Genomic DNA, 21464 nt, shown 5'->3' on the forward strand with positions numbered 1-21464 from the left:
ATGTGTGTGTGGTAATTTTAAGAGAGAGATTATTCAATAATATATTTACTTCGGTTAAAGTATTTTTACTTCTTAGAAGATATCATTACATTGTCTTTGTCCATCTGAGCCGAAAGAGCTTTGTTGTAACCCGCAAGAAAATCATCCAATGATGCAGGATTGTAGGTTTTAGACTGAACAGACCAAACCATTTTTTCGGATTTGGCATCGTATAGATTCGTTTCCAGGTAATATATCTTGTCATCGGTATAATAACCTGGGGTATAAAAGTTGTTATAACCGTAAGCATAATATGTCCCGAAACCACCATAATAACCAAAACCCATAGGGTAGTAGTTTGTAGTTCCCGGAACATAACGGGTTTCATGCTCCTGATTTACCAATGCTACCGTAAGGATGCCATCACAATTGGTTTCTTTTATTTTCTGTATAATACGTTCTTTGTCTTTTGTAGCTTCGCCAGATCTGAAGTCAGGAGGTAGTACATCTGAACTTTTTACTGTAGCAGATCCTCTTGAGGTTATTAACTGAGCCAGCCCGTTTTCAACTGTTTGTCTTGCAGCAGCCCTGTCTGTCATGGCTACGATAAAGACTTTGCTATAAGCTTTCTGAGGTGCCGCTGCGTCTTTATACGATCCGGTTACCGACGTATTTGTGCCACAAGCTGTAACTAAAAATAATAAAATGAATAAGTAAAAGTGTATTTTTTTCATAATCAGGATTGTCGTTTGGTTGAATATGACAATGCAAAGTAACCTGATTATATTTCTTTAACCTTTTTTTAAAGGCTTAATAGGTTGCATCTTATAAAATGGAACATTTTTTTAATATTTAGGATTGTTACTTACTTTTTATATTCCATAGTGGAATAAAAAACCACCAGCGCTAGCTGATGGTTTTTACATATTTTAGATAAGAATTTTTAAAGAAGCTCGATTTCCTGAGTTTCACCAGGAGATGATTTTCTCACGTTAATCACCCTTCCGGTTTCATCAATTACAAAAGCGATAAACTCTATGTTAGCAGTATTAGCAACATTTGCAGGTACCGCAACATTGAAAGTTCTTGTATATGTCTGGCCAATTTTTGTTTGGTCAGCAGTAATAGCTTCACCGGTCATTCCCGTAAGCGGATCTCTAAGCACATGATTATGCTCGTAGTCTTCCAGTAGGTCAACCCCGTCATAATATGAAGTATAGTTGTGCTGCTCATAAATAAGCCCGTTTTCAACTACGTATACTACCAATTTAAGGTTATTACTGAAATCTTTACCAAACATTACATTTACATCCATACTAATATTACCGTTAGCAATAGAAGATGTCATAGCAACACCAAGTTTTGGGTTTTCACCCTGTGTTAGAGCTATGGCCTGATTGATATTGTTTGGTTCAGGGAAAGCCCACTGAATGTTTCTGTTCAGGTATCCTTTAGGATATCCCGGAGCAAGGTTCATTGCTGTTTCAAATGCAGAAGTGTCATAGGTGTATGGGTCATATCCGGTATCATTAGGATTTTTTCCCGGACCGTGGATGGCTACCGCTATAGCATCTTCGGTTTGATTATGAACCAATTCTATAGCATGCGCAACCCTTGGGCACCATCCGCACCATGTGCCGGTGTAATCTTCAATCAGCATTCTTTTCCTGAAGTTGATTCCTGTTCCGTCGTGATAGTTTATCATTAATGGTGATGATGTTACAGCGTTGTAAACAGCTGTTACTTCAAAATTCCCAACAACATCAGATGTGAATGTGTTGCCTTCTATTTTGTTGCCATCAACATAAAATTCAGCCTCTTCAGTCAGTTCATCGCCTTTAGCGTCTTTTACTGTAAATGTAACGGGGTTTCCAATTACCTGAACAGATTTATCGGCAGTAAGGCTGATGTTTGTCTGGGATTCTAATATTTCATAATCAGTTGAACAGCCTATAACGATAAGTAGGGCTGCAACTATCAGGATAAAATTCTTTTTCATTGTAATGTAAGCGTGCATTGGTGCTTTTAAGCTAATGCGTATTAGTTTTTAACAAACTTTATCTGAGCTGTTTTGTTTTCTTCGGTAGTAAAACGTGCAAAGTAAACACCCGCTGCAACTGATGAAAGGTCGATTGCCTGAGAACCATTAACAACAGTAGCCGATTTTACGATTTGTCCGTTGATGTTAACGATCTGAAGTTTTGCATTTTGGTTAGCAGTAACGTCAAGTGTGTTTTTTACTACAGTGTTATTTACTACGATACCCATTTTCTCAAGAGAAGCAAAATCAGTAGTTGATGCTGTAGGGTCGTATTTATACGTGAAAGTAATAATCGGTTCACCTGTTTGCTCTCCGGCAGCGTTTACGTGTACAAGTGCCATGGTGTAGCTTACAGGAGATTGGTACTGATTGTAAAAGTAGTTTTCTGCCCCACTTGTTCCGTTTGGCAATACCTCTGTGTATTCATTTGCTACACCCGGAGGAGCCAAAGTACCTTCAGGTGCAGTATTAAAGCAGTATCCTCCGTAACAAAATTGTACCTGATTTCCTAAAGGATTTACATCTGAATCAACCATTTTAAGCTTAACATTAATAGTTTCTTCAGTATTGTTTAAAACCAAAAAATGCATTTTCGCTTCTGATCCATAAACATTGTAAGTATATGTCTGGTTGTTTTGAAGTTCTACATCACCATCCATTACTATAATTTGTGCCTGAGCAAAAACACCAACAAAAAGTGCAGCTGCTAAAATAATCTTTTTCATTTTTCCGAATTTAATTTAATGTATGCGTTTTTATTAAAAAAGCTATCGGAAACAGAAAAGCCGTTCCCGATAGCGTTATATTATATAACTGTTAAATAGTGTTTAAAACTATTTGATGATTAGTTTTTCAACTCTTTCGCCAGATGCACCGTTTATTTTAGCGATGTACATACCTGTAGAAAGTCCACTTAGGTTGATAGAACCACCGTTTTCGATACCTTTAGCAGTGTGAACTGTTTTACCTGTAAGGTCAGTAACCGTTACGTCGATGGTTTCTTCAGTGCTAAAATTGAAGATGCCGTTAGAAGGGTTAGGGTATACAGCTAATGATTTAGTTTCGAAAGTCTCGTTATCAAGAGTTCCGTTTGTTTTGAAGGCAGTCTCCTTAATAACCTCGTATTGGAAAGTACCATTGTGAGTAAACAGTAGAGTTCCGTCTCCAGCTGTAATAGTTACGCCGTGTGCTGGAGCTTCACCATTTTCGTTCGCATCCCAACCATCACCATAAGCATCACTTAAGAGGATAGTATAACACTCATTAGAGCTTAGTGTTTTATTGTATGTAAACGTTTTTTCCTGATAAGTAGGTGTGTTAGTGTAGTTTGGTGTTTGGTATGCTATGTCAGCTGTAGTGTAACCTCCCTGAGGTTTGTTTCTAAGGATGTAAAGTTTCATCTCATTAGGATACTCATCTGTATGAATCGTAATAGTTATATCATCAGTAGATTCAAGCGGAGTACCTGTTACATAATCATATTCTGCTGTGATGTTGTTTTCAGGGTTTGTATCAACTGCCGGAGCATTATTAACCTGAGTAAGTATAGCCTGATAGTTAGCACCTTCTTCAGAAATAATACCATCAAAAGTTACTTCAGCTACTCCAAAAGGAACCAGGTTAACGTCAAAAGGCTGAGTTGCTACTACTTCCCCATCTTTTTTAAGTTGTACTTCTACATGAGATACAGTGTGTCCGTAACTTTGTACATATGCACTTACAGTAGCTCCTGATTCACAGTATTTTCCACCTCCGGCTCCAATTCGGCCCCAATGGTCAACACCTACCATAGCAGTACCTCTTGCAGTATTAATAGCTGCAACCATAGTAGCTAATGAAGCTCTTTCAAGGTTAGTAACTGTTCCAGGTTCATCTTGCCCGTTTGGAGTAATTATGTAAAGAGATGGAAAACCTTCAAGATTATAAGCTGCAGCAGCAGTATCATTATTGATTATAGGATAATTTGTTCCCTCAATCCAGTTTCCTTGTGATGGGCCGCGTTCAGGTTGTCCTGCTGTTGGAGGTAAACTTTGTCCGCCTAATTCAAGTATGTGTGTATTGTCATCAGCTTCAACGAATATTACAGCAAGCTCATCGCTTCCGTTTGGTCCGTAAGCAGCATAAAGATCTTCTAGTGTATGAGACTCGTGGAAAGACCAACATGGGCCACACCAAGCTGCTGACAAATCAACAACTACAGTTTTTCCAGCATTTAGATAAGCCTGAAGTGAAATTTGTTCACCATAAGTTATGTCATTCCCTACAATTGAAAGGATTTGCTGTCCTGAAATTTCCGGCGCCGGAGATCCGTTTGCGATTTGTGCATTTGCAGCAAAGGCACCCATAAGCATCATGCCAAGTAGTAGTCTTTTTTTCATAGTTTAAATAGTATAGTTGTTATTTTATCTTTTATATTCTAATCTAAATTAAGTTGTTATGGGTTAAGCATATATAAACCTAATGTAAATTATTTTGACGAAATTATAGAAAAAAATGACATGTCAAAATTTTTTCGTCAAATCATGTAAAAAAAAATCTAAAAAATGGCAAAAAACATGATAATCTACCAGTCCGATAGACTTTTAACCGCTAAAAATGCAACTTTTTTTAAATTTTATGCTGTTCTTTTTTGTTTTTAACGAAAACGCATACTATTAGATGTTAATTTTTTTTTAATATTGCGCACGCTACTGCAAATGCAGTTTTATTTAAACTTTATAATTATGAAAAAATTAGCCCTGCTGTTTTTGTTTCTTACAGTTTCTGCTTATGCGCAAAAAGAAATGCCATCGGTAACACTTAAGTCATTAGATAATAAAACACTTAGTGTTAAAAATGATTTCGCTGAGAAAGATAAGCTTTATGTATTTTGTTTTTGGGCAACATGGTGCGCTCCTTGTATTAATGAGCTTGATGCAATAAATGAAAATTATGCAACATGGACTAAAGAGCTTAATATGGAAGTAATTGCCGTTTCTATTGATGATACGCGTACACAAAAGCGTGTTAAGCCGTTGCTTAACGGTAAAAAATGGCCATATACAGTACTGCTTGATACAAATCAGGATTTAAAACGTGCTCTTGGAGTGGCTAATCCTCCTTATACAGTAGTGGTAAAAAATAAAAAGATAGTTTACATCCACAATGGTTACAGCCAGGGTGCAGAAAAAGAACTTTATAATAAACTGAAGCAGCTGTAATTAATGAAAAAGCTATTCCTACTATTACTGCCTTTTGCAGCGGGTGCTATTTATGCCCAGGAAAATGATACAATACAAAAAAAGAACTACGGAAAGATATACGGAAGTTTAGAATCGAACTCGCAATGGTATCTTAACGATAAAGGGAGAGGGCTTAATCATCCTGAAGATCCTTTCCGTTCTAATAATTATCTGTTAGTAAATTATCAGCTTGGAGGTTTTACCGCCGGAGTTCAGGTAGAGGCTTATGAACCTAATGCGCTTTTAAACTACAATCCGGGGTTTAAGGGTACTGATCTTGGTATTTATTTTGCAAGCTATAAAACAGAAAAGTTTGAATTTACAGCGGGTTATTTCTATGAGCAGTTTGGTAGCGGAATGCTGCTTCGTGCATGGGAAGACCGTGCATTAGGTATTAATACTGCACTTCGTGGGGGAAGAATCATTTACCGCCCAAGTGACAATGTAAGATTAACAGCATTATACGGAAGACAACGTAGCGGTTTCGATGTGGCTAAAGGAGATATCTATGGCTTTGATTCTGATTTTAACGTAAGCCAGCTGCTAAACTTTCAGGAAAGTGACCTTTCATTTGGATTGAGTTATGTTGGACGTTACGAAAAGGTAGATTTACCGGATCCGAACTTTCATTCATTAACGAGCATGTCGGCTTTCCGATTTAATTTCATTCATGATGCATTTTATGTGTCAGGGGAGTATGATTATAAAATTGATGATGCAGTGCTTGACGCACAGAATAATATATCGAATGATTTCGTAAAACCGGGCAATACGGTATTGCTTAATTTCGGATATTCTAAATCAGGACTTGGTATCGATGCAACTTTCCGTCGTATTGAGAACTTTAAAGTGCTTTCTGAAAGAATTCCAACGGCTACCGGAGATTTACAAACAACCAGTCTTAACTTTAACGACAAGGTGCTAAACTTTACACCGGCACTTACAAAACAGCACCACTCTAATCTGGCTAATATTTATGTTTTCCAGGCGCAAAGTAAAGTAGACTTTATTGACCCAACTAAGATGAAAGCGGGTGAGACCGGGGGTCAGATAGATATTTTCTACGACTTTGATAAAGGATCGTCTTTAGGAGGTAAATACGGAACTAAAGTTGCCCTGAATTTATCAAGCTGGTATAACCTTCCGGGAAGTTACAGAGCCGTTCCGGCAGATTACAGTACAAGCTTTTTTGGAGTAGGAGAGAAGTATTTCTCAGACTATAACTTCGAGGTAAAAAAGAGACTTTCTGATACATGGCTTACAGGTTTTGAGTATATCAACCAATACTACAACAAAGACTGGTTAGAAGGTGGTGATAAGGTAAGAGCTAACATTGCTGTTGCAGAAGCTACTTACAACTTTGCTGATAATAAATCAATCCGTCTTGAAGGTGAGCACATGTGGGCCGATGCCGATAAGAAAAACTGGGCAGGTGGTACACTAGAGCTTAACCTGAATGATAAATACTCATTATATGTATGGGATATTTATAACTATGGGAATGATGATCCTAAAAAACAAACACATTATTATAATATGGGAGGTGCTTACCGAATAGGTGCTACCCGTATTGCTGCTAACTACGGTAGACAGCGTGGCGGACTTGTGTGTGTGGGCGGTGTATGCCGTTTCGTACCTGAGAGTACAGGTTTTACGCTTAACATTACCACGGCTTTTTAATAATTACCAAAGTTTTATATACGTGAAGATCCCTCTGAATAAATCAGGGGGATTTTTGTTTAAATATAGTCTGTTTGACTATAAGTGTTTTTGCTAAAAAACACTATTTTTAGCTTTCCAAAAAACAAACCAAAAATCTATGAAAAACTATCCTGAGATTATCCGTTGGGGTATTATTGGCTGCGGCGATGTAACAGAACGTAAGAGTGGTCCGGCATATCAGAAAACGGAAGGATTTGAACTCTATGCTGTAATGCGCCGTGATGCCGAAAAAGCGGCTGATTATGCGCGAAGGCATGGTGTTCCTAAACATTACACCGATGCTGATGCGTTGATCAATGACCCTGAGATTGATGCCATATATATTGCTACACCACCGGATACCCATGAATTTTATGCCCTTAAGGTGGCCGTGGCCGGAAAACCATGCTGTATAGAGAAACCTATGGCACCGTCATATAGCGAGTGTGTTAACATTTGCAAAGCTTTTGAGGCAAAAGAATTGCCATTATTTGTGGCTTATTACCGTCGTTCGCTGCCTCGTTTTTTGCAGGTAAAGACATGGATGGAAGAAGGAAAAATAGGGGAGGTGCGCCATATAAACTGGCATTTAAGCAGAACACCTTCACCGGTAGATATATCGGGAGAATACAATTGGCGTACAGATGCCGAAATAGCCAGAGCAGGTTATTTTGATGACCTGGCCAGTCATGGACTCGATCTTTTTGCTTTTTTCTTTGGTGATTTTAAAGAGGTAAACGGCAGCAGTTTAAACCAGCAGGGGCTTTATACTGCAAAAGATGCAGTAGTTGGTTCCTGGGTTCACGAATCTGGGGTTACAGGCACCGGAAGCTGGAATTTTGGAAGTTTTGAGAAAGATGATAGTGTTACTATCATTGGCAGTAAAGGAAAGATAGAATTTGCAATATTTGATGATGTTCCTTTAAAGCTTACAACAAATGATGGAGTTGTAGAGATTGAGATTGAACATCCTGAGAATATTCAGCTTTACCACGTTAATAATATGAAAGAGCATTTGGTAGATAATCTGCAGCACCCTTCAACAGGAACTTCGGGAACGCATACCAATTGGGCAATGGAAAGTATGTTAGGTATATAAAGCAAAAGCCTCCGTATTGCGGAGGCTTTTTTAATTAATTCAGGGAATTAATTCTTTACTATTTTTCGGGTGATTGTTTTGCCTTCATCAGAAGTTGCAGTCAGCATATAAAGCCCTTGTGGTAATGAGCTTATATCGATTGTAGTTTCGTTCGCTTCAATTACTTTTCTGCCGTCTGCCGTATAAATTACCACCTTACTTATTATAGTTGTAGATTGTAATGTAATCACTGTTTGTGCAGGGTTTGGATAAACAACCAGTTCGTTCTTATTGAAATCATCCAGGCCTAATACCTGTCCGCTTACGGTAATTTCAATAGTGTCTAAAATAGTTGCATCTTCAGCACTTACGGCTTTTATGGTAGCTACTCCGTTTCCGATAGCATGCACAATACCGTCTTGTGTCATGTAAGCATAAGCGTTCCCTGAGATGGTACTCCATACCACATTTTGGTTTGAGTTTGAAGGTAATACTGTGGCAACAAGTTGTAACGTTCCATCCTCAGTTGTGATAGTTGCAGGAGCATTATTCGCAACTGAAATAGCTAATGAAGTAACAGCCACGATTTGTCCGGAAACAGTAATTTCTATAGTATCAAGTATCGTATTATCTTCACTTACAGCCTGAATAGTTACAGTACCGTTGTTGATAGCGTGTACGATACCATCCTGAGTCATATAGGCATATGCATTGCCTGATATGGTACTCCATATCACATTTTGGTTTGAGTTTGAAGGTAATACTGTGGCAACAAGTTGTAACGTTCCATCATCGGTTGTAATAGTTGCAGGAGCATCATCCGCAACAGAAATGGCTAATGAAGTAACTGCAACCATTTGTCCTGAAACAGTAATTTCTATAGTATCAAGTATTGTGTTATCTTCAGCACTTACAGCCTGAACAGTTGCAGTACCGTTGTTGATGGCATGTACGACACCATCCTGAGTCATGTAAGCATATGCATTGCCTGATATTGTACTCCATACCACATTTTGGTTTGAGTTTGAAGGTAATACTGTGGCAACAAGTTGTAATGTTCCATCGTCAGTTGTAATAGTTGCAGGAGCGCTATCAGCTACATTAATTTCAAGACTTGCTACCGGAACAACCTGTCCGCTTATTGTTATTTCAATGGTGTCTGATTTTGTAGTATCCTGTACGCTTACTGCCTGTACAGTTACAATTCCGTTGTCTGTTGCAGTTACAAGTCCGTTAGAATCTATTGTTGCATATACTTCGCCTGAAACAATGCTCCATGTAACTTCTTGTGAGGCTTCAGTAGGAGTTATTGAAGCCGTAAGCTGAAGGGTTCCGTTATCAGCGGTGATTGCAGGGGCTACGTTATCAGCTACAGTAATTTCAAGATTTGTAATAACAGGTAGTTGTCCGTTGATTGTTATTTCGATAGTATCTGTAATTGTAGCATTGTCAGCAGCGGTAGCCTGTACAGTAACAGTGCCATTTGCGGTTGCAGTCAGCAGTCCGTTAGCATTGATAGTTGCAAATTCGCCTCCCGAAATTATCTCCCATATTTTTTCCTGACTCACAACTGATGGAATTATGGGAGCAACTAATTGAAGCGTACCGCCATTTTGTGTAATTTCCGAAGCCACATTACCCTCGGTTAAGACATTAATAGCCGTTACAGCATTGCTTACCTTATAATAGACTCTTACGTTAGGGCGGACCTTATATTGTCCTCCGCCACTACCATGGTTCAATACTAGGTTTTCATTCATAGGTACTGTATTGATAGGCCATGCGCCTACAATATAATCGCTGTAACCTGCTGTATATTGCCATACAATAAATGTGCTAAATTGTGCGGTTTGTCCGTTTTGGTACATAGCTGTAGCTAATTCTAAATTGTTCCCGGTATATGTGAATTCTTCATCAAATGGAAAATCGATCCACCCAATAGTGGGAGGGAGGTCATAAGCCGGGTTGTCGGTTACTTCTGTATGGGTTTGAAGAATTTCACCGTAAGTGATTGCTGTACTTAGCGGCGCAGTTTCTACAGAGTTTTTAGCAAACATTCGCAAACGCAGATCGGGATATTCGTCGCCACCATAGGCCCCATTGATCTTTTCAAATGCCAAACCGGTAATCTGTGCATTTACAGGTATTCCTGCATTTTGCAGTTCGGTTTGTGTATACAACATATTGGCTACTGAGCCATTACGTTGAGCAATACTTGCATACATCATCGGGCCATAGGAAGCACCGAAAATAGCAAGTGTATCTGTTCCTTCTCCAATCTGGCCGTAGTTAATATTATATTGTGGTGTAGTTGTAAATGTGTTTTCTATCCAGATGCTGTTTGACGTTTCAGAACAGTGTGAGCGTACTTTTAAGGTATAATTTGTATTTACAATAAGATTTAGCAGTAAAAGTTGTGTTGATTGAGCAATGCCTGATTGTATTACTGTGGTGCTTTCCGGAAATGTAAGTTCCCATTCAAAATCCAGTGAAGATGATGGCTGCTGAACTGCCCAGTAGAATTTGGCATGCGTCATTCCTTTTGGACCGCTAATAAGACCGTAAGGAGTGGGGCATTCCTGTGCCTGCAAATTAAGGAATAAAAGGAAAGCAATGAGTGCCAGCATTTTTTTGATTAGTGAATAATTGTTTGACATATTATAGTAGTTTATGATATTACGCTAACAACTTATAGTTCAGATAACAATAAGTGCTCTAATTGTGATATTTCTCACAATAATTAATTATTAATATTTAGTCTAAATAATAATTAATTAGATTTGCGCAAATTTCTTCAACCTTACAAGTAATACTGTTTGCTAAACGGATTAAAATTTAAGCCAAACGGATAATTGGTATGAAAAATAACGGAGATAGGTATAAAAATGATTTTGGTTATGCTTATGAAAATGAGCAATGTACCGGGAGCGATATCCCTTTTTCGGCCATTGGTAATACTTTGGTTAGAAAGATAGATTTTGATGGCATACGTTTTCTGTATGGAAAGCTAAAGTTTATCAGACCCATACCGGTGCAGGTTGTTAATGATGCTCCTTACATAGTAATGTTTTTTTCCCTGGCCGGCAGCAGGGACAGTTATTTTACCGAAAGCAATAACAGGAGCAGTGTCGGTGCCGGATATCATAACCTTTACTATATCCCCGATAATAAATTTTTCATTGAGCCTTCTCAAACGGATGAAGAGAACATCTATGTACAGGTGCAGTTTACCGAAGAATATTTCAGACGTTTTACACCGGCAGATCATTCAATGCTTTCGGCTTTTGTAAAAAAGATTGAAAACAGGGAATTCTCATTGCTTAGCTTTGGTAATATGCGTATAACCGGAGAGATGTATGCTATACTGAACGATATGGTGCAGTGTGATAAGAAAGGTATAATTAAGCAACTTTATATTGAGGCTAATGCGCTTAAATTACTATTACTGCAATTTGATCAATGCGGACCTGTTACTAACAGGCAGCAGGGAAAAAATGTAAAACAGCACGATTTAGAAAAATTTGAATCGGTAAAAGAATACCTGAAAGAAAATATTGCCCACAACCATTCTCTCACAGAACTTTCCCGCAGGAGTGGACTTAATGATTTTAAGCTAAAGAAGGGATTTAAGGAACTGTTTGGCACAACAGTTTTTGGTTATCTTCATGAGCTCAGGATGTCTGAAGCTGCAGAATTGCTCAGGAATGAAGAGAAAACCATTGCTGAAATAGCTGAATGCTGCGGTTATGCTTACGTGCAATCGTTTTGTACGGCCTTTAAGCAGAAATACGGGATTTCACCGGAAAAGTACAGAAAAAAGAAAGGCCTCTGCAGCACAGCAGAGACCTGTTTCTATAACCAAACCTAACCTTAAACTATTACTTGGTAGTAACAGTTTCAACAAACATTTTATCGTTATATTTTGCTACAACGGTAAACTTATCAGCTTTGATGTTTTTTGTGTCAAAGCGTTTTGTGATGTTTGAACCTTTTGTAACAGTTTCGCTGTATAGTTCAGCGTTATTTTCGTCGTATAGTTTAATTTCAACTGGTGTTTTAGCTGCTTCTTTAATGTTTACGGTTACAATTCCGTCTTTAGCAGTAACTACCGGTTTTAATACTTCGGCAATCGCTTTCTCAGAAACTGATGCTGTTTTCTCATCAATTTTGATTTCATAGCGTGCAATTTTAGCACCGTTTTCAGCCTCAAGGAAATAGCTTCCTGCCGGAAAAGCATTCAGGTCATACGTCCTGTTGATCTTACCGTCTTTAGCTTTAATGTTTTCTTCAAAAAGCACTTCTCCGTCTTTACCTGTAATAGATACGTGTGCTTTTGTATTGTTGATTGAAAAATTGATCAATTTTCCAAGACCGCTTCTTACGCTAACAGAAAAATCTGCATCGTTTGCTCTTACTCCAAACGCAGTTAAAAATACTGCAAGGGCTAAACCGAATTTCACTACATTTTTCATACTATTTATATTTACTTGGTTTAACAAATTTCTATGGTGCTAAATTACTCTTGTTCTATAATAGTATGCATACCTATATTTTCATGTTTATATGCTATATTAACCTTTCGAAAACGTTATAGGTTATTTTAATGTAAATATTGGCAAAATTTTAATAAATTTGTATGGTAAAAGAGCATAGGAGATGAAAAATTTGAAAGCCACTTTTGAAGTTATCGAACCTGCTTTCGGAACTTCTTTTTCTTATTCTAAATATGTGCAGAATGCCAACATCAAGGCGCACCTTTGGCACTACCATCCCGAAGTGGAACTGGTATTTGTAAACGGCGGTACCGGAAAACGCCAGATAGGAAGCCATATTTCCTATTATACTGAAGGCGATCTTATACTTATAGGAAGCAACCTGCCGCATTGTGGTTTTACCGATGATCATACCGGAAATAAGAATGAAACGGTTATTCAGATGAAACCCGATTTTCTGGGCGATGCGTTCATGGCTTTGCCCGAAACCAAGAACATACAGAAGCTGTTGGAAAGGGCTAAAGGAGGCATTGCTTTTGGCGAAGAGACCAAGAACGCCTTAGGCGAAAGGATAGAGGCGATGGAAGCCCAGCCGCCACTGGAACGCCTGCTCACCATGATAAGCATACTCAACGAGCTGGAACATGCCAAAGACTATAAAATACTGAATGCCGAAGGTTTTGCGCTCGAAACCCAATTGCAGGATAACGACCGTATTAATATGGTGTTCAACCATGTGAAGGATAACTTCAGGGAAGAGATTCCCCTTGAGGCGATGGCCGATATGGCGAGCATGACGGTACCCTCCTTTTGCCGCTACTTTAAAAAAGTGACTAACAAAACCTTTACCCGTTTTGTAAACGAATACCGTATCGTACACGCCTGTAAACTGTTAACCGAAAAACAAATGAGTATAGCCGATGTGTGCTACGAAAGTGGCTTTAATAACTTTAGCCACTTTAATAAGTCATTTAAAGATTTTACAGGAAAAAGCGCTTCGGGCTACAGGAATGAATTGAGGGCGGTGGTGAGGTAGATTTGTGTGTACGGACGTGACGCTCGCCCCAGCAGAGAGGCAACGGAAGGGTATTTACATAAAAAAATCAGATCGCTCTTTTCTTATTTCTTTAGAAACCTGTTCAATTAATTCTGCACAGTCTAAAATAAATTTATCATCTACTTCAATCAACGTTGAAATTTCAGAAACATCACCTTCATCAAAGAAATGCTCTCCTGGTAATTTTATTCTAAAAGATAATGAAGTTGATTTTGCAACTAAAGTATTATAACTCTTACCTTTTCCATGTTTCAGTACATTAATGGCAGAAATGAAATCGTTGAAACGATTACTTAACTCTGTATTCCCTATTTGGATAAGTATTTTTTTAGCCTCTTCAAAGCCATTCCTGCAAGATAAACCTTCTTGCAGTATAGATTCGAATAATGAAAACATTCCGATAGAAATAATAACTTTTTGTAATTGAATCATTTGAAGATTCTTTACAGCAATCGTTGAAGGCAATTCTTCAATGACTTTAGAATTTACTTCTTTTAATGTGTTTAGAGTGAATATAGTACTTCTGTAAATTAAATCGTCGAATGAATGCATATGTCGGTTTATTGTTTTCTTTTCGTGCAAAAAGGAAAGTCTTTTAATAAAAATTTATATTGTACTCTCGCGCGACGCTCTTACTTATATATTACACCACCTCAATCCCCATCTCTCCAAAACCTTTTAGCAGCTTATTATCCGGTTCAGCTTCGGTAATAATCACATCCAGGTCGGTTACCGGGCAAATATAGAAAGGTTCAACGGTGTTGGTTTTTTCCAGTGACGACATGGCAATAGTTTTTGCGGCTTTTTCTACCATTATCTTTTTTACCTGTGCATCTTCATAATCCATTGCAGTTACACCCATGCTTTCGTGGATACTGCATATCCCCAAAAAGCAGATGTCGGCCCTAACACGGCTAAAAGTATCCAGTGTTTCCTGTCCCATAGTGGTAAAGCCCGTTTTATACAGTCTTCCTCCTGCAAAGATGACTTCTACATTCGGGTGGTCTTCCAGCACATTGGCAACGGGAAAACTATTGGTTACAACCGTTATCTTTAGGTTTGCCGGCAAGCTGGCCGCCAGTGCTACTACCGATGTTCCTCCATCAAAGAATACTACCTGACCGTCCGTTAAAAAGTCTAATGCTTTTGTGGCAATTATCTTTTTAGTGCCGATATCATGTTTTTCCCTGTCCCTGTAATGGTGCGGAACAGGTGAATGTAATACAGCACCGCCACGAACGGCTTTCAACAGTCCACGTGTATCTAGCTCCTTAATGTCACGGCGTATGGTATCTTCCGATACGTTAAGTGATTCACTCAATGCATCAAGACGTACTTTATTATCCTGTGATAACTGATCTAATATGGCCTGCAGGCGTTCTTCTTTTAACATGATATTGCAATATGTTGCAAATATAATCAAATAAATATTGCAAATAGTTGCAATTTATAATTTTATTACACTACCTTTGCTTCGAAATAATGCAATAAAATGCAAAATAACGCAACAATGAAAAAATCGATTGCTATAGATATGGATGGCGTAATGGCCGATATTGAACAATATATTGTAGACTGGTACAATAAAGAAGCCGGAACTACTATTACCAGAGATGAAATACAGGGTATGGAAGATCACGGTCTTTTTCCTGATAAGGAATTATTATTGAAGATTCTGAATACCGAAGGTTTCTTCAGGAACCTGCCTGTGATGGATGGTGCTGTAGAAGTGGTTAAAGCACTTATGGAAGAATACGAAGTATATGTAGTATCAGCCGCAATGGAGTTTCCGTTATCACTATTCGAAAAGAAAGAATGGCTGGCAGAACATTTTCCGTTCATCAACTGGAAGAATATTATCTTTTGTGGAGATAAGAGCATTATAGATACCGATTATATGATCGATGACCACATTAAAAATCTTGATTTCTGTAAAGGAAAACCGTTGATGTTTACAGCATACCACAATGTGAATCTTACACATCATAAAAGGATAAACCACTGGAACGAAGTGAGCGGTCTGTTAAAAGAATTTGAAGAAGCCGCAGAGTAAAAAATATATTCTTGGGTAAGGATATACCGGAATAAATGCAAAATGTTAATCCGGAATGTTTGGGTAAACCTGCAAGGTCTTTGAGACCTTGCAGGTTTTGTTTTTTAAGAAGGAGGATTTATTCCCTACGGGAAAATAAAATCCTAATATTATTTATTTGCTACCAACATCTTTTCCCTCTGGGAAATTTCCAATACATATCCCGTTAGCAATATAATTTTGGTAGAACTGATAATTAAGCACTTCCTATGCTCCTCTCTCCTTTGGAGAGTCCCGATAGCTATCGGGAGCGGGTGAGGCCTCTATATTTGACTAAAACCCTTTTATTATCAAAATAAAAAACCCGCAGCTAAAGCAGCGGGCAAATTATAGATTTGTGATATGCATTGCCCCCGACTTCAGTCGGGGTGAATAATAATCAAAGGTTATTGGCTTTAGCCAAATATAAGAGTCCTACTTCAATTCCACCTTCACTACAAAAGCTTTATCATCTACTTTTTTGGAAGGAGTTTTTATATGTAGCCCTAAATTGTCATAGGTATAAGCTGTCTTTTCAGCACTTCCTAAAATGCTAACGTTTTTTACTTTTCCTTTATTGGCTAAAGCCCCGAACGTTATAGAAGCATCTTCTCCCGGCCAGCCTAATACAATAGCATAAATGGTATTGCCTTTTCGGGTGTAGCGAACGTCCTGCGCCGTATAGCTTATCTTATCCAGGAACATACCGCCTTTTTCCTGTTTGGTAGGGCCTTCGCCAAAAACATCAAAAGTACGTGTGCCATAAATGGCCTCACCGTTTACGTTAAGCCATTGCCCAATCTCTAATAATATATCCTGTTGGTTTTTAGGGATTATGCCGTTTGCCATTGGTGATACATTAAGCATTAGCGCACCGTTCTTGCTCACAATGTCAGCCAATAGGTCAACAATATCATTAGCGGTTTTCAGGCCAAGGTCGTTAGTATAGCTCCAGCTGCCTACCGATACGGTTTCATCCGTAAGCCAGAAATCTTTAGTGATGGCATTCTGGCGGCCTTTTTCAAAGTCTTCTATACTTACGCTTTTAGGAAGCTCGCCTTCCTTATGTGTAATGATGACCTGTTTCTTTTCCTTTACCGAGTGGTTAAAGTAGTATGCAACAAATTCCTGTTTTGTCTTCTCCGGTATCTTAGTCATTTTGCTGTCAAAATAAATAAGATCGGGTGAATAGTTATCAATAAGTTCCTTTAACTCACCATACCAGTTAGCATAGAATTGATCGGGTGGAATATTACCATACATTTGCGCCAGCTTAGGATCGGTTGACGATGTTGGGAATTTTGGGTTGTATGGGAAATATGAAATATCATCCAGCCATTTGTCCGGATTATCCTTATTGATCTGAAGATTTCGGTCTTTATGAAAAGAGGTTACCAGCTTCATGCCTCTGCCATGAATGGCTTTGGCAAGCTCACCAACTAAATCACGATGCGGACCCATATCCATACTGTTCCACGGGTTGATTTTACTATCCCAGTTGCTCCAGCCGTCATGATGCTCGGCAACTACACCGGCAAATTTTGCTCCGGCCTTCTGGAAAAGATCAGCCCAGTCATTCGCATTAAAATATTCGGCATGGAACATCGGTACAAAATCATGGTAACCAAATTTAGAAGGATCACCATATAATGATACCATATGTTTGTACTCAGGCGTACCCTCTATAAACATATTTCGCGGAAACCAGTCGTTGGCATACGCCGGAACCGAAAGTACACCCCAATGTGCATAGATACCAAACTTGGCATCCTTAAACCATTCGGCAGTCTCGTCATATTTGGCAAGCGATTCCCAGTTAGGCTGGTAGGTTTCCTGCGCATTGCTTTTTAAGGCAAACAAAGCGATTATAGGAATTATAATTTTTTTCATAGTGTTTTATTAATCAATTGGCGTATATACAAAGTTCTTAAACGTTACATTGCCTTCGCCAGCGGCAGAAAGCCCTATCCTTAAACTCGTAAAACCGCTCAGTACATTGTGGTGAAAGGCTGATACCTCTGCCGAATTTTCGATTTTTGTCCATTTGATGTTATCAGCACTATAGAACATATTTACCATTTGACCGCGTTTTTTAAGGCGTAGGTAAATGTGTTTGCCTACCGGATTTTTCTCAGTAGCAAACTGCCATGAGCGTAAGGTAGCCATGATGCTCTCAGCATTGGCACCAATTCCGGTATGTATCCTGTCGGCATAAAAAAGAATAAGCGATGCCGTTGCATTGCCTTCAATGGTAGCCTCAATCTGTACAGTATACGAATGATCTTGTGGGATGCACGATAGGGGAGCGCTGTCATGAAGACTTTTACCTTGTGCTTTAATATGAAGTCCACTCTTGTCTAGGCTGAAACGTTTAGTGTCATATTCTTTAAAGAATTGCCATTGCTTTCCTAACGCTCCTTGCTGGAAATCGTCGGATAATCCTGTTTTGGTGGCAATTGCTTTGCCTTTAGGTTTTGCAATCGGGGCTTCAGTTTTTACACCTTCAGGATTTTTGAACCAGCCGTCTTTTGTCCATTCTATAGGCTGAAGCAGTGTCTGACGTCCTAAATTGTAATGCCCGTTTTCATAGCCGTGAAAAACCATCCACCACTTACCAGAGGCATCGTCAATGATTGTTGAATGTCCTTTCGACCACCATTTCTCGTCTTCACTACCTGTTCTAAGTACCGGATTATAGGGTGAATTCTCCCAAGGTCCAAGTGGCGATTTAGAACGTGCGGATATCACCATGTGGCTTGTAGCAGGGCCGGCAGTTCCTCCTTCGGCTACAGTCAGGTAATAGTAATCTCCTTTTTTCAGGATCTTCGGACCTTCCATACAAAAGCATTCGATAGACCACTCACGAGGTATAGCCCAACCGTCATATACATGCTTTGCAGGTCCGGTTACCGATAGTCCGTCTTTAGACAACGGAACATAATCGCCCGCACTGAAGTACAGGTAACGATTACCTTTTTCATCTACCACATGACCAGGGTCAATGCTGCCTACTTTAAGATCGATAGGGTCGCTCCACGGTCCGTTGATGTTATTGGCCCATACCACATAATTGGTATTACTTACCGGGAAGTAGATGTAATATTTATTGTCATATTTTACCAGATCCGGCGCCCAAACCGAACCAACATTCTTTGTCAGCGCGTGGGTTACAGGTTCCCAGTTTACCATGTCTTTACTATGCCATATCAGCAACCCCGGGTAGTAATCAAAAGAGGAATGTACTATATAATAATCGTCTTTATCCCTTATGATAGAAGGGTCTGCATGGTCGCCGGGAAAGATAGGATTGGTAAACGTATCTTGGGCCGATACGGTCTGAACCAATGTTAAGGACAATATGAAGAGTAGAAGTTGTTTCATATATTATTAATTTATTGTACCACAGTCCCGATAGTTATCGGGAACACAAAGAAAAACACAGAGATACACAAAGTTTTTTAGTTTGCGCCTTTGGCGCGAGAACACAAAGTCAACTCTGTGTTCTTACGCTTGCGTTAAGCTCAAAATGAACTTTGCGAATCTCTGTGTAAATCTCAGTGACTCTCTGTGGTATAACTTCTTATTTTACCATAACCGTAACTTCCTGTTTGATATCTCTTGATGAATTACCTAATTTAAAGGTATACGCACCCGGCTCAACAGTCCATTTTTTAGTAGCGTTGTCATAGTAGGCCAGTTCTTTTACCGAAACTTTAATTGTAGCCGTTTTAGAACCACCCGCATTTACCAATACTTTAGCAAAACCTTTAAGTTCTTTAGCAGCACGCTCTACTTTGCTTCCTGTTTTAGAAGAATATAACTGAACTACTTCTTTACCATCGGCTTTACCGGTGTTTTTTACCTCTACTGTTACAGTGATGGTATCATCCTGACTGTATTCCTTCTTGTCAGTTTTCGCATTCGCCAATTCAAATTTGGTATATGATAGTCCGTAACCGAAAGGATATAGCGGTTCTACGTTTTTGGTGTCGAACCAACGATAACCTACAAGGATACCTTCTTTATACTCTTCAGTTGCACCACCAGGGAAGCTGTTAGTAGCATGAGCCGGAGAATCCTGTATTTTCTTAGGCATTGTCCAGGGTAGTTTACCTGAAGGGTTCACTTTACCTAATAGTACATCTACGATAGCATTACCGGCTTCAGAACCGTTATACCATCCCCAAACGATAGCAGAGTTGGTAGCTACCACATTGTTAATGTCATACGGAGCACCCGCAACAAAAACTACAATAGTTTTAGGGTTTGCAGCTTTTACAGCAGCGATAAGTTTCTCCTGTCCGAAAGGAAGGGAAAGGTCAGCACGGTCAGAAGCTTCTGTTTCATAGTCACGGTTAGCACCAACGAACAGTACCGCAACATCCGATTTTTTTGCAGCAGCTACAGCCTCTGCAACCATTTTAGGGTCAAGATCGTTTACAGTTTCTTTTACTTCCTGAGTTACCTCACCAAATTTCATTTCCTTCTTAGGCTTGAATTCAGTTTTATAACCCTGAGCGTAGTTGATAGCAACCGATTGAGGTAGTTTTGCTTTTAATGCATCAAGCGGAGTGATTTCGTGTTTTGTTTTAACACCTGCACCAAAACCACCCTGAGCGTGTTTCTGGGTTGCATTCGCACCAATAACAGCTACGCTCTTAAGCTGATCAGCGTTAAGCGGTAAAAGGTTTTCAGTATTCTTAAGAAGTACAACCGATTCTGATGCAATGTTGTAAGCATCTTTATAATGCGCTTCAGTAGCAATACTTCCTATAGCACGACTGTTTTTGTCAGATCCCATTGCTTTCAGGTTGAAAAGCATTTTCAGGATTCTTTTAGCATGTTTGTCAATTTCCGCTTCCGATACCTGGCCATCTTTTACAGCTTTGATAAGCGGATTGGCAAAGTAGAAATCGTCAAAAGCAAGAGGTGTACCCATTTCAAGGTCGGTCCCTGCTTCAAGTGCTTTTTTTGTAGTATGCACCGCAGCCCAGTCAGAGATCACAATACCTTTAAAGCCCCACTCATCCCTAAGGATATTCTGAAGCATATACGGATTCTCACAAAGGTAATCACCGCGGAATTTATTATACGCACCCATTACGCTATACGCATGACCTTTTTTTACAGCATCCTCAAACGCAGGAAGATAGATTTCGCGTAGTGTACGCTCATCCATCTGAACATCTACAGTACCACGGTTGGTTTCCTGATTGTTGGCAGCATAGTGTTTTATACACACAGCAACATCATTCTGCTGCACACCTGTTACATACGGAACCACAAGTGTCTTGTTCAGGAACGGGTCTTCCGTCATGTACTCATACGTACGACCTCCAAGCGGTGTACGGATAATGTTAAATGCCGGAGCAAGCAATACATCTTTTTGGCGTGCACGGGCTTCTTCGCCTATGCTTCTTCCAAAAGTGTGTGCCATCTCAGGGTTCCATGTAGCCGAAAGTCCGCCACCTGCAGGGTAGTAAGTAGCGAAATCGTCGGTATTTCCTGCCGGAGCCCAGCTGTCACGCGATATTTCTTCACGCACACCAAGTGGTCCGTCAGCCATATGCACTTCCGGAACACCCAGGCGTTCTACACCTTTATTGGTAAACATGCTGTAACCGTGCAGCAATCCTATTTTTTCTTCAAGGGTCATCTGAGAAACGATCTTGTTGATCTCAGCGTCATATTTATCGCTCATCGGAGTACCTTCATAGGTAGCGGCGATATCGCCCGAAGCTGTAGCGTCTCCCGTTTCTTTTTTACATGATGCCATTACCAGCACAAGTGCTGCCGAAAGGCAAAGTATCTTATTCTTCATTA

General features: G+C 39.3%; 17 protein-coding genes. 6 read left to right on the forward strand and 11 right to left on the reverse strand.

The features are described 5' to 3' along the window. Positions 1 to 65 precede the first annotated feature (65 nt). From ACFSR3_RS06125 to ACFSR3_RS06140, 4 genes are all read right to left on the reverse strand, one after another. The gene (locus ACFSR3_RS06125; protein ID WP_379820181.1) at positions 66 to 713 is read right to left on the reverse strand and encodes a hypothetical protein; all 648 of its coding nucleotides are present in this window, start codon (positions 711 to 713) and stop codon (positions 66 to 68) included. A gap of 209 nt (positions 714 to 922) precedes the next feature. Then, the gene (locus ACFSR3_RS06130; protein ID WP_158537873.1) at positions 923 to 1978 is read right to left on the reverse strand and encodes an Omp28-related outer membrane protein; all 1056 of its coding nucleotides are present in this window, start codon (positions 1976 to 1978) and stop codon (positions 923 to 925) included. Between the two features lie 41 nt (positions 1979 to 2019). Next, a complete protein-coding gene (locus ACFSR3_RS06135) occupies positions 2020 to 2745 on the reverse strand; it encodes a T9SS type A sorting domain-containing protein (protein ID WP_114758137.1) in 726 nt (241 codons plus the stop codon). A gap of 108 nt (positions 2746 to 2853) precedes the next feature. Beyond that, positions 2854 to 4398 carry a T9SS type A sorting domain-containing protein gene (locus tag ACFSR3_RS06140; RefSeq protein WP_114758136.1) on the reverse strand — a complete coding sequence of 515 codons (1545 nt, stop codon included), beginning with the start codon at positions 4396 to 4398 and terminating at the stop codon, positions 2854 to 2856. A gap of 345 nt (positions 4399 to 4743) precedes the next feature. Between ACFSR3_RS06140 and ACFSR3_RS06145 the strand changes: the two genes are divergently transcribed. From ACFSR3_RS06145 to ACFSR3_RS06155, 3 genes are all read left to right on the forward strand, one after another. Further along, a complete protein-coding gene (locus tag ACFSR3_RS06145) occupies positions 4744 to 5220 on the forward strand; it encodes a TlpA family protein disulfide reductase (protein ID WP_379820182.1) in 477 nt (158 codons plus the stop codon). 3 nt (positions 5221 to 5223) lie between these two features. Beyond that, positions 5224 to 6921 (forward strand): DUF6029 family protein, encoded by a 1698-nt coding sequence (locus ACFSR3_RS06150; protein WP_379820183.1) that lies wholly within the window; start codon positions 5224 to 5226, stop codon positions 6919 to 6921. Between the two features lie 139 nt (positions 6922 to 7060). Further along, on the forward strand, positions 7061 to 8041 hold the full coding sequence (locus ACFSR3_RS06155) for a Gfo/Idh/MocA family protein (RefSeq protein WP_379820184.1): 981 nt from the start codon (positions 7061 to 7063) through the stop codon (positions 8039 to 8041). 47 nt (positions 8042 to 8088) lie between these two features. Here ACFSR3_RS06155 and ACFSR3_RS06160 read toward each other — a convergent pair whose 3' ends face one another. After that, positions 8089 to 10677: an Ig-like domain-containing protein gene (locus ACFSR3_RS06160; RefSeq protein ID WP_379820185.1), complete on the reverse strand. Its 2589-nt coding sequence runs from the start codon at positions 10675 to 10677 to the stop codon at positions 8089 to 8091. 200 nt (positions 10678 to 10877) lie between these two features. Between ACFSR3_RS06160 and ACFSR3_RS06165 the strand changes: the two genes are divergently transcribed. Beyond that, the gene (locus tag ACFSR3_RS06165) at positions 10878 to 11888 is read left to right on the forward strand and encodes a helix-turn-helix domain-containing protein (protein WP_379820186.1); all 1011 of its coding nucleotides are present in this window, start codon (positions 10878 to 10880) and stop codon (positions 11886 to 11888) included. A gap of 10 nt (positions 11889 to 11898) precedes the next feature. On the opposite strand, the gene ACFSR3_RS06170 is transcribed toward ACFSR3_RS06165, so the two are convergent. Next, positions 11899 to 12492: a hypothetical protein gene (locus ACFSR3_RS06170; protein WP_379820187.1), complete on the reverse strand. Its 594-nt coding sequence runs from the start codon at positions 12490 to 12492 to the stop codon at positions 11899 to 11901. A gap of 184 nt (positions 12493 to 12676) precedes the next feature. Between ACFSR3_RS06170 and ACFSR3_RS06175 the strand changes: the two genes are divergently transcribed. After that, the gene (locus ACFSR3_RS06175) at positions 12677 to 13549 is read left to right on the forward strand and encodes an AraC family transcriptional regulator (RefSeq protein ID WP_379820188.1); all 873 of its coding nucleotides are present in this window, start codon (positions 12677 to 12679) and stop codon (positions 13547 to 13549) included. 54 nt (positions 13550 to 13603) lie between these two features. Here ACFSR3_RS06175 and ACFSR3_RS06180 read toward each other — a convergent pair whose 3' ends face one another. Continuing rightward, a complete protein-coding gene (locus ACFSR3_RS06180) occupies positions 13604 to 14122 on the reverse strand; it encodes a hypothetical protein (protein WP_379820189.1) in 519 nt (172 codons plus the stop codon). Positions 14123 to 14213: 91 nt separating this feature from the next. Beyond that, entirely contained in the window at positions 14214 to 14963 is a 750-nt protein-coding gene (locus tag ACFSR3_RS06185) for a DeoR/GlpR family DNA-binding transcription regulator (RefSeq protein WP_379820190.1), read from the reverse strand. A 117-nt stretch (positions 14964 to 15080) separates the two neighbouring features. Here ACFSR3_RS06185 and ACFSR3_RS06190 point away from each other — a divergent pair, with 117 nt between their 5' ends. Beyond that, positions 15081 to 15623, forward strand: a complete 543-nt coding sequence (locus tag ACFSR3_RS06190) for a 5' nucleotidase, NT5C type (protein WP_379820191.1) — start codon at positions 15081 to 15083, stop codon at positions 15621 to 15623. 453 nt (positions 15624 to 16076) lie between these two features. On the opposite strand, the gene ACFSR3_RS06195 is transcribed toward ACFSR3_RS06190, so the two are convergent. The 3 genes from ACFSR3_RS06195 to ACFSR3_RS06205 all read right to left on the reverse strand — a co-directional run bounded on the left by ACFSR3_RS06195 (position 16077) and on the right by ACFSR3_RS06205 (position 21462). Then, the gene (locus ACFSR3_RS06195; protein ID WP_379820192.1) at positions 16077 to 17531 is read right to left on the reverse strand and encodes an alpha-L-fucosidase; all 1455 of its coding nucleotides are present in this window, start codon (positions 17529 to 17531) and stop codon (positions 16077 to 16079) included. Between the two features lie 9 nt (positions 17532 to 17540). Beyond that, positions 17541 to 19022 (reverse strand): family 43 glycosylhydrolase, encoded by a 1482-nt coding sequence (locus tag ACFSR3_RS06200; RefSeq protein WP_379820193.1) that lies wholly within the window; start codon positions 19020 to 19022, stop codon positions 17541 to 17543. 199 nt (positions 19023 to 19221) lie between these two features. Then, on the reverse strand, positions 19222 to 21462 hold the full coding sequence (locus tag ACFSR3_RS06205) for a glycoside hydrolase family 3 C-terminal domain-containing protein (RefSeq protein WP_379820194.1): 2241 nt from the start codon (positions 21460 to 21462) through the stop codon (positions 19222 to 19224). Positions 21463 to 21464: the final 2 nt, after the last annotated feature.

Origin of the sequence: Flavobacterium suzhouense (genome assembly GCF_042684765.1) — a bacterium.
In the GTDB taxonomy this organism is placed as follows: Bacteria; Bacteroidota; Bacteroidia; order Flavobacteriales; family Flavobacteriaceae; genus Flavobacterium; species Flavobacterium suzhouense.

Coding starts and splice junctions, on each gene's coding strand:
- ACFSR3_RS06155 (WP_379820184.1), top strand. CDS start 7,061: ATGAAAAACTATCCTGAGATTATCCGTTGGGGTATTATTGGCTGCGGC.
- ACFSR3_RS06160 (WP_379820185.1), bottom strand. CDS start 10,677: ATGTCAAACAATTATTCACTAATCAAAAAAATGCTGGCACTCATTGCT.
- ACFSR3_RS06130 (WP_158537873.1), bottom strand. CDS start 1,978: ATGAAAAAGAATTTTATCCTGATAGTTGCAGCCCTACTTATCGTTATA.
- ACFSR3_RS06135 (WP_114758137.1), bottom strand. CDS start 2,745: ATGAAAAAGATTATTTTAGCAGCTGCACTTTTTGTTGGTGTTTTTGCT.
- ACFSR3_RS06205 (WP_379820194.1), bottom strand. CDS start 21,462: ATGAAGAATAAGATACTTTGCCTTTCGGCAGCACTTGTGCTGGTAATG.
- ACFSR3_RS06140 (WP_114758136.1), bottom strand. CDS start 4,398: ATGAAAAAAAGACTACTACTTGGCATGATGCTTATGGGTGCCTTTGCT.
- ACFSR3_RS06145 (WP_379820182.1), top strand. CDS start 4,744: ATGAAAAAATTAGCCCTGCTGTTTTTGTTTCTTACAGTTTCTGCTTAT.
- ACFSR3_RS06150 (WP_379820183.1), top strand. CDS start 5,224: ATGAAAAAGCTATTCCTACTATTACTGCCTTTTGCAGCGGGTGCTATT.
- ACFSR3_RS06165 (WP_379820186.1), top strand. CDS start 10,878: ATGAAAAATAACGGAGATAGGTATAAAAATGATTTTGGTTATGCTTAT.
- ACFSR3_RS06185 (WP_379820190.1), bottom strand. CDS start 14,963: ATGTTAAAAGAAGAACGCCTGCAGGCCATATTAGATCAGTTATCACAG.
- ACFSR3_RS06190 (WP_379820191.1), top strand. CDS start 15,081: ATGAAAAAATCGATTGCTATAGATATGGATGGCGTAATGGCCGATATT.
- ACFSR3_RS06195 (WP_379820192.1), bottom strand. CDS start 17,531: ATGAAAAAAATTATAATTCCTATAATCGCTTTGTTTGCCTTAAAAAGC.
- ACFSR3_RS06175 (WP_379820188.1), top strand. CDS start 12,677: ATGAAAAATTTGAAAGCCACTTTTGAAGTTATCGAACCTGCTTTCGGA.
- ACFSR3_RS06170 (WP_379820187.1), bottom strand. CDS start 12,492: ATGAAAAATGTAGTGAAATTCGGTTTAGCCCTTGCAGTATTTTTAACT.
- ACFSR3_RS06180 (WP_379820189.1), bottom strand. CDS start 14,122: ATGCATTCATTCGACGATTTAATTTACAGAAGTACTATATTCACTCTA.
- ACFSR3_RS06125 (WP_379820181.1), bottom strand. CDS start 713: ATGAAAAAAATACACTTTTACTTATTCATTTTATTATTTTTAGTTACA.
- ACFSR3_RS06200 (WP_379820193.1), bottom strand. CDS start 19,022: ATGAAACAACTTCTACTCTTCATATTGTCCTTAACATTGGTTCAGACC.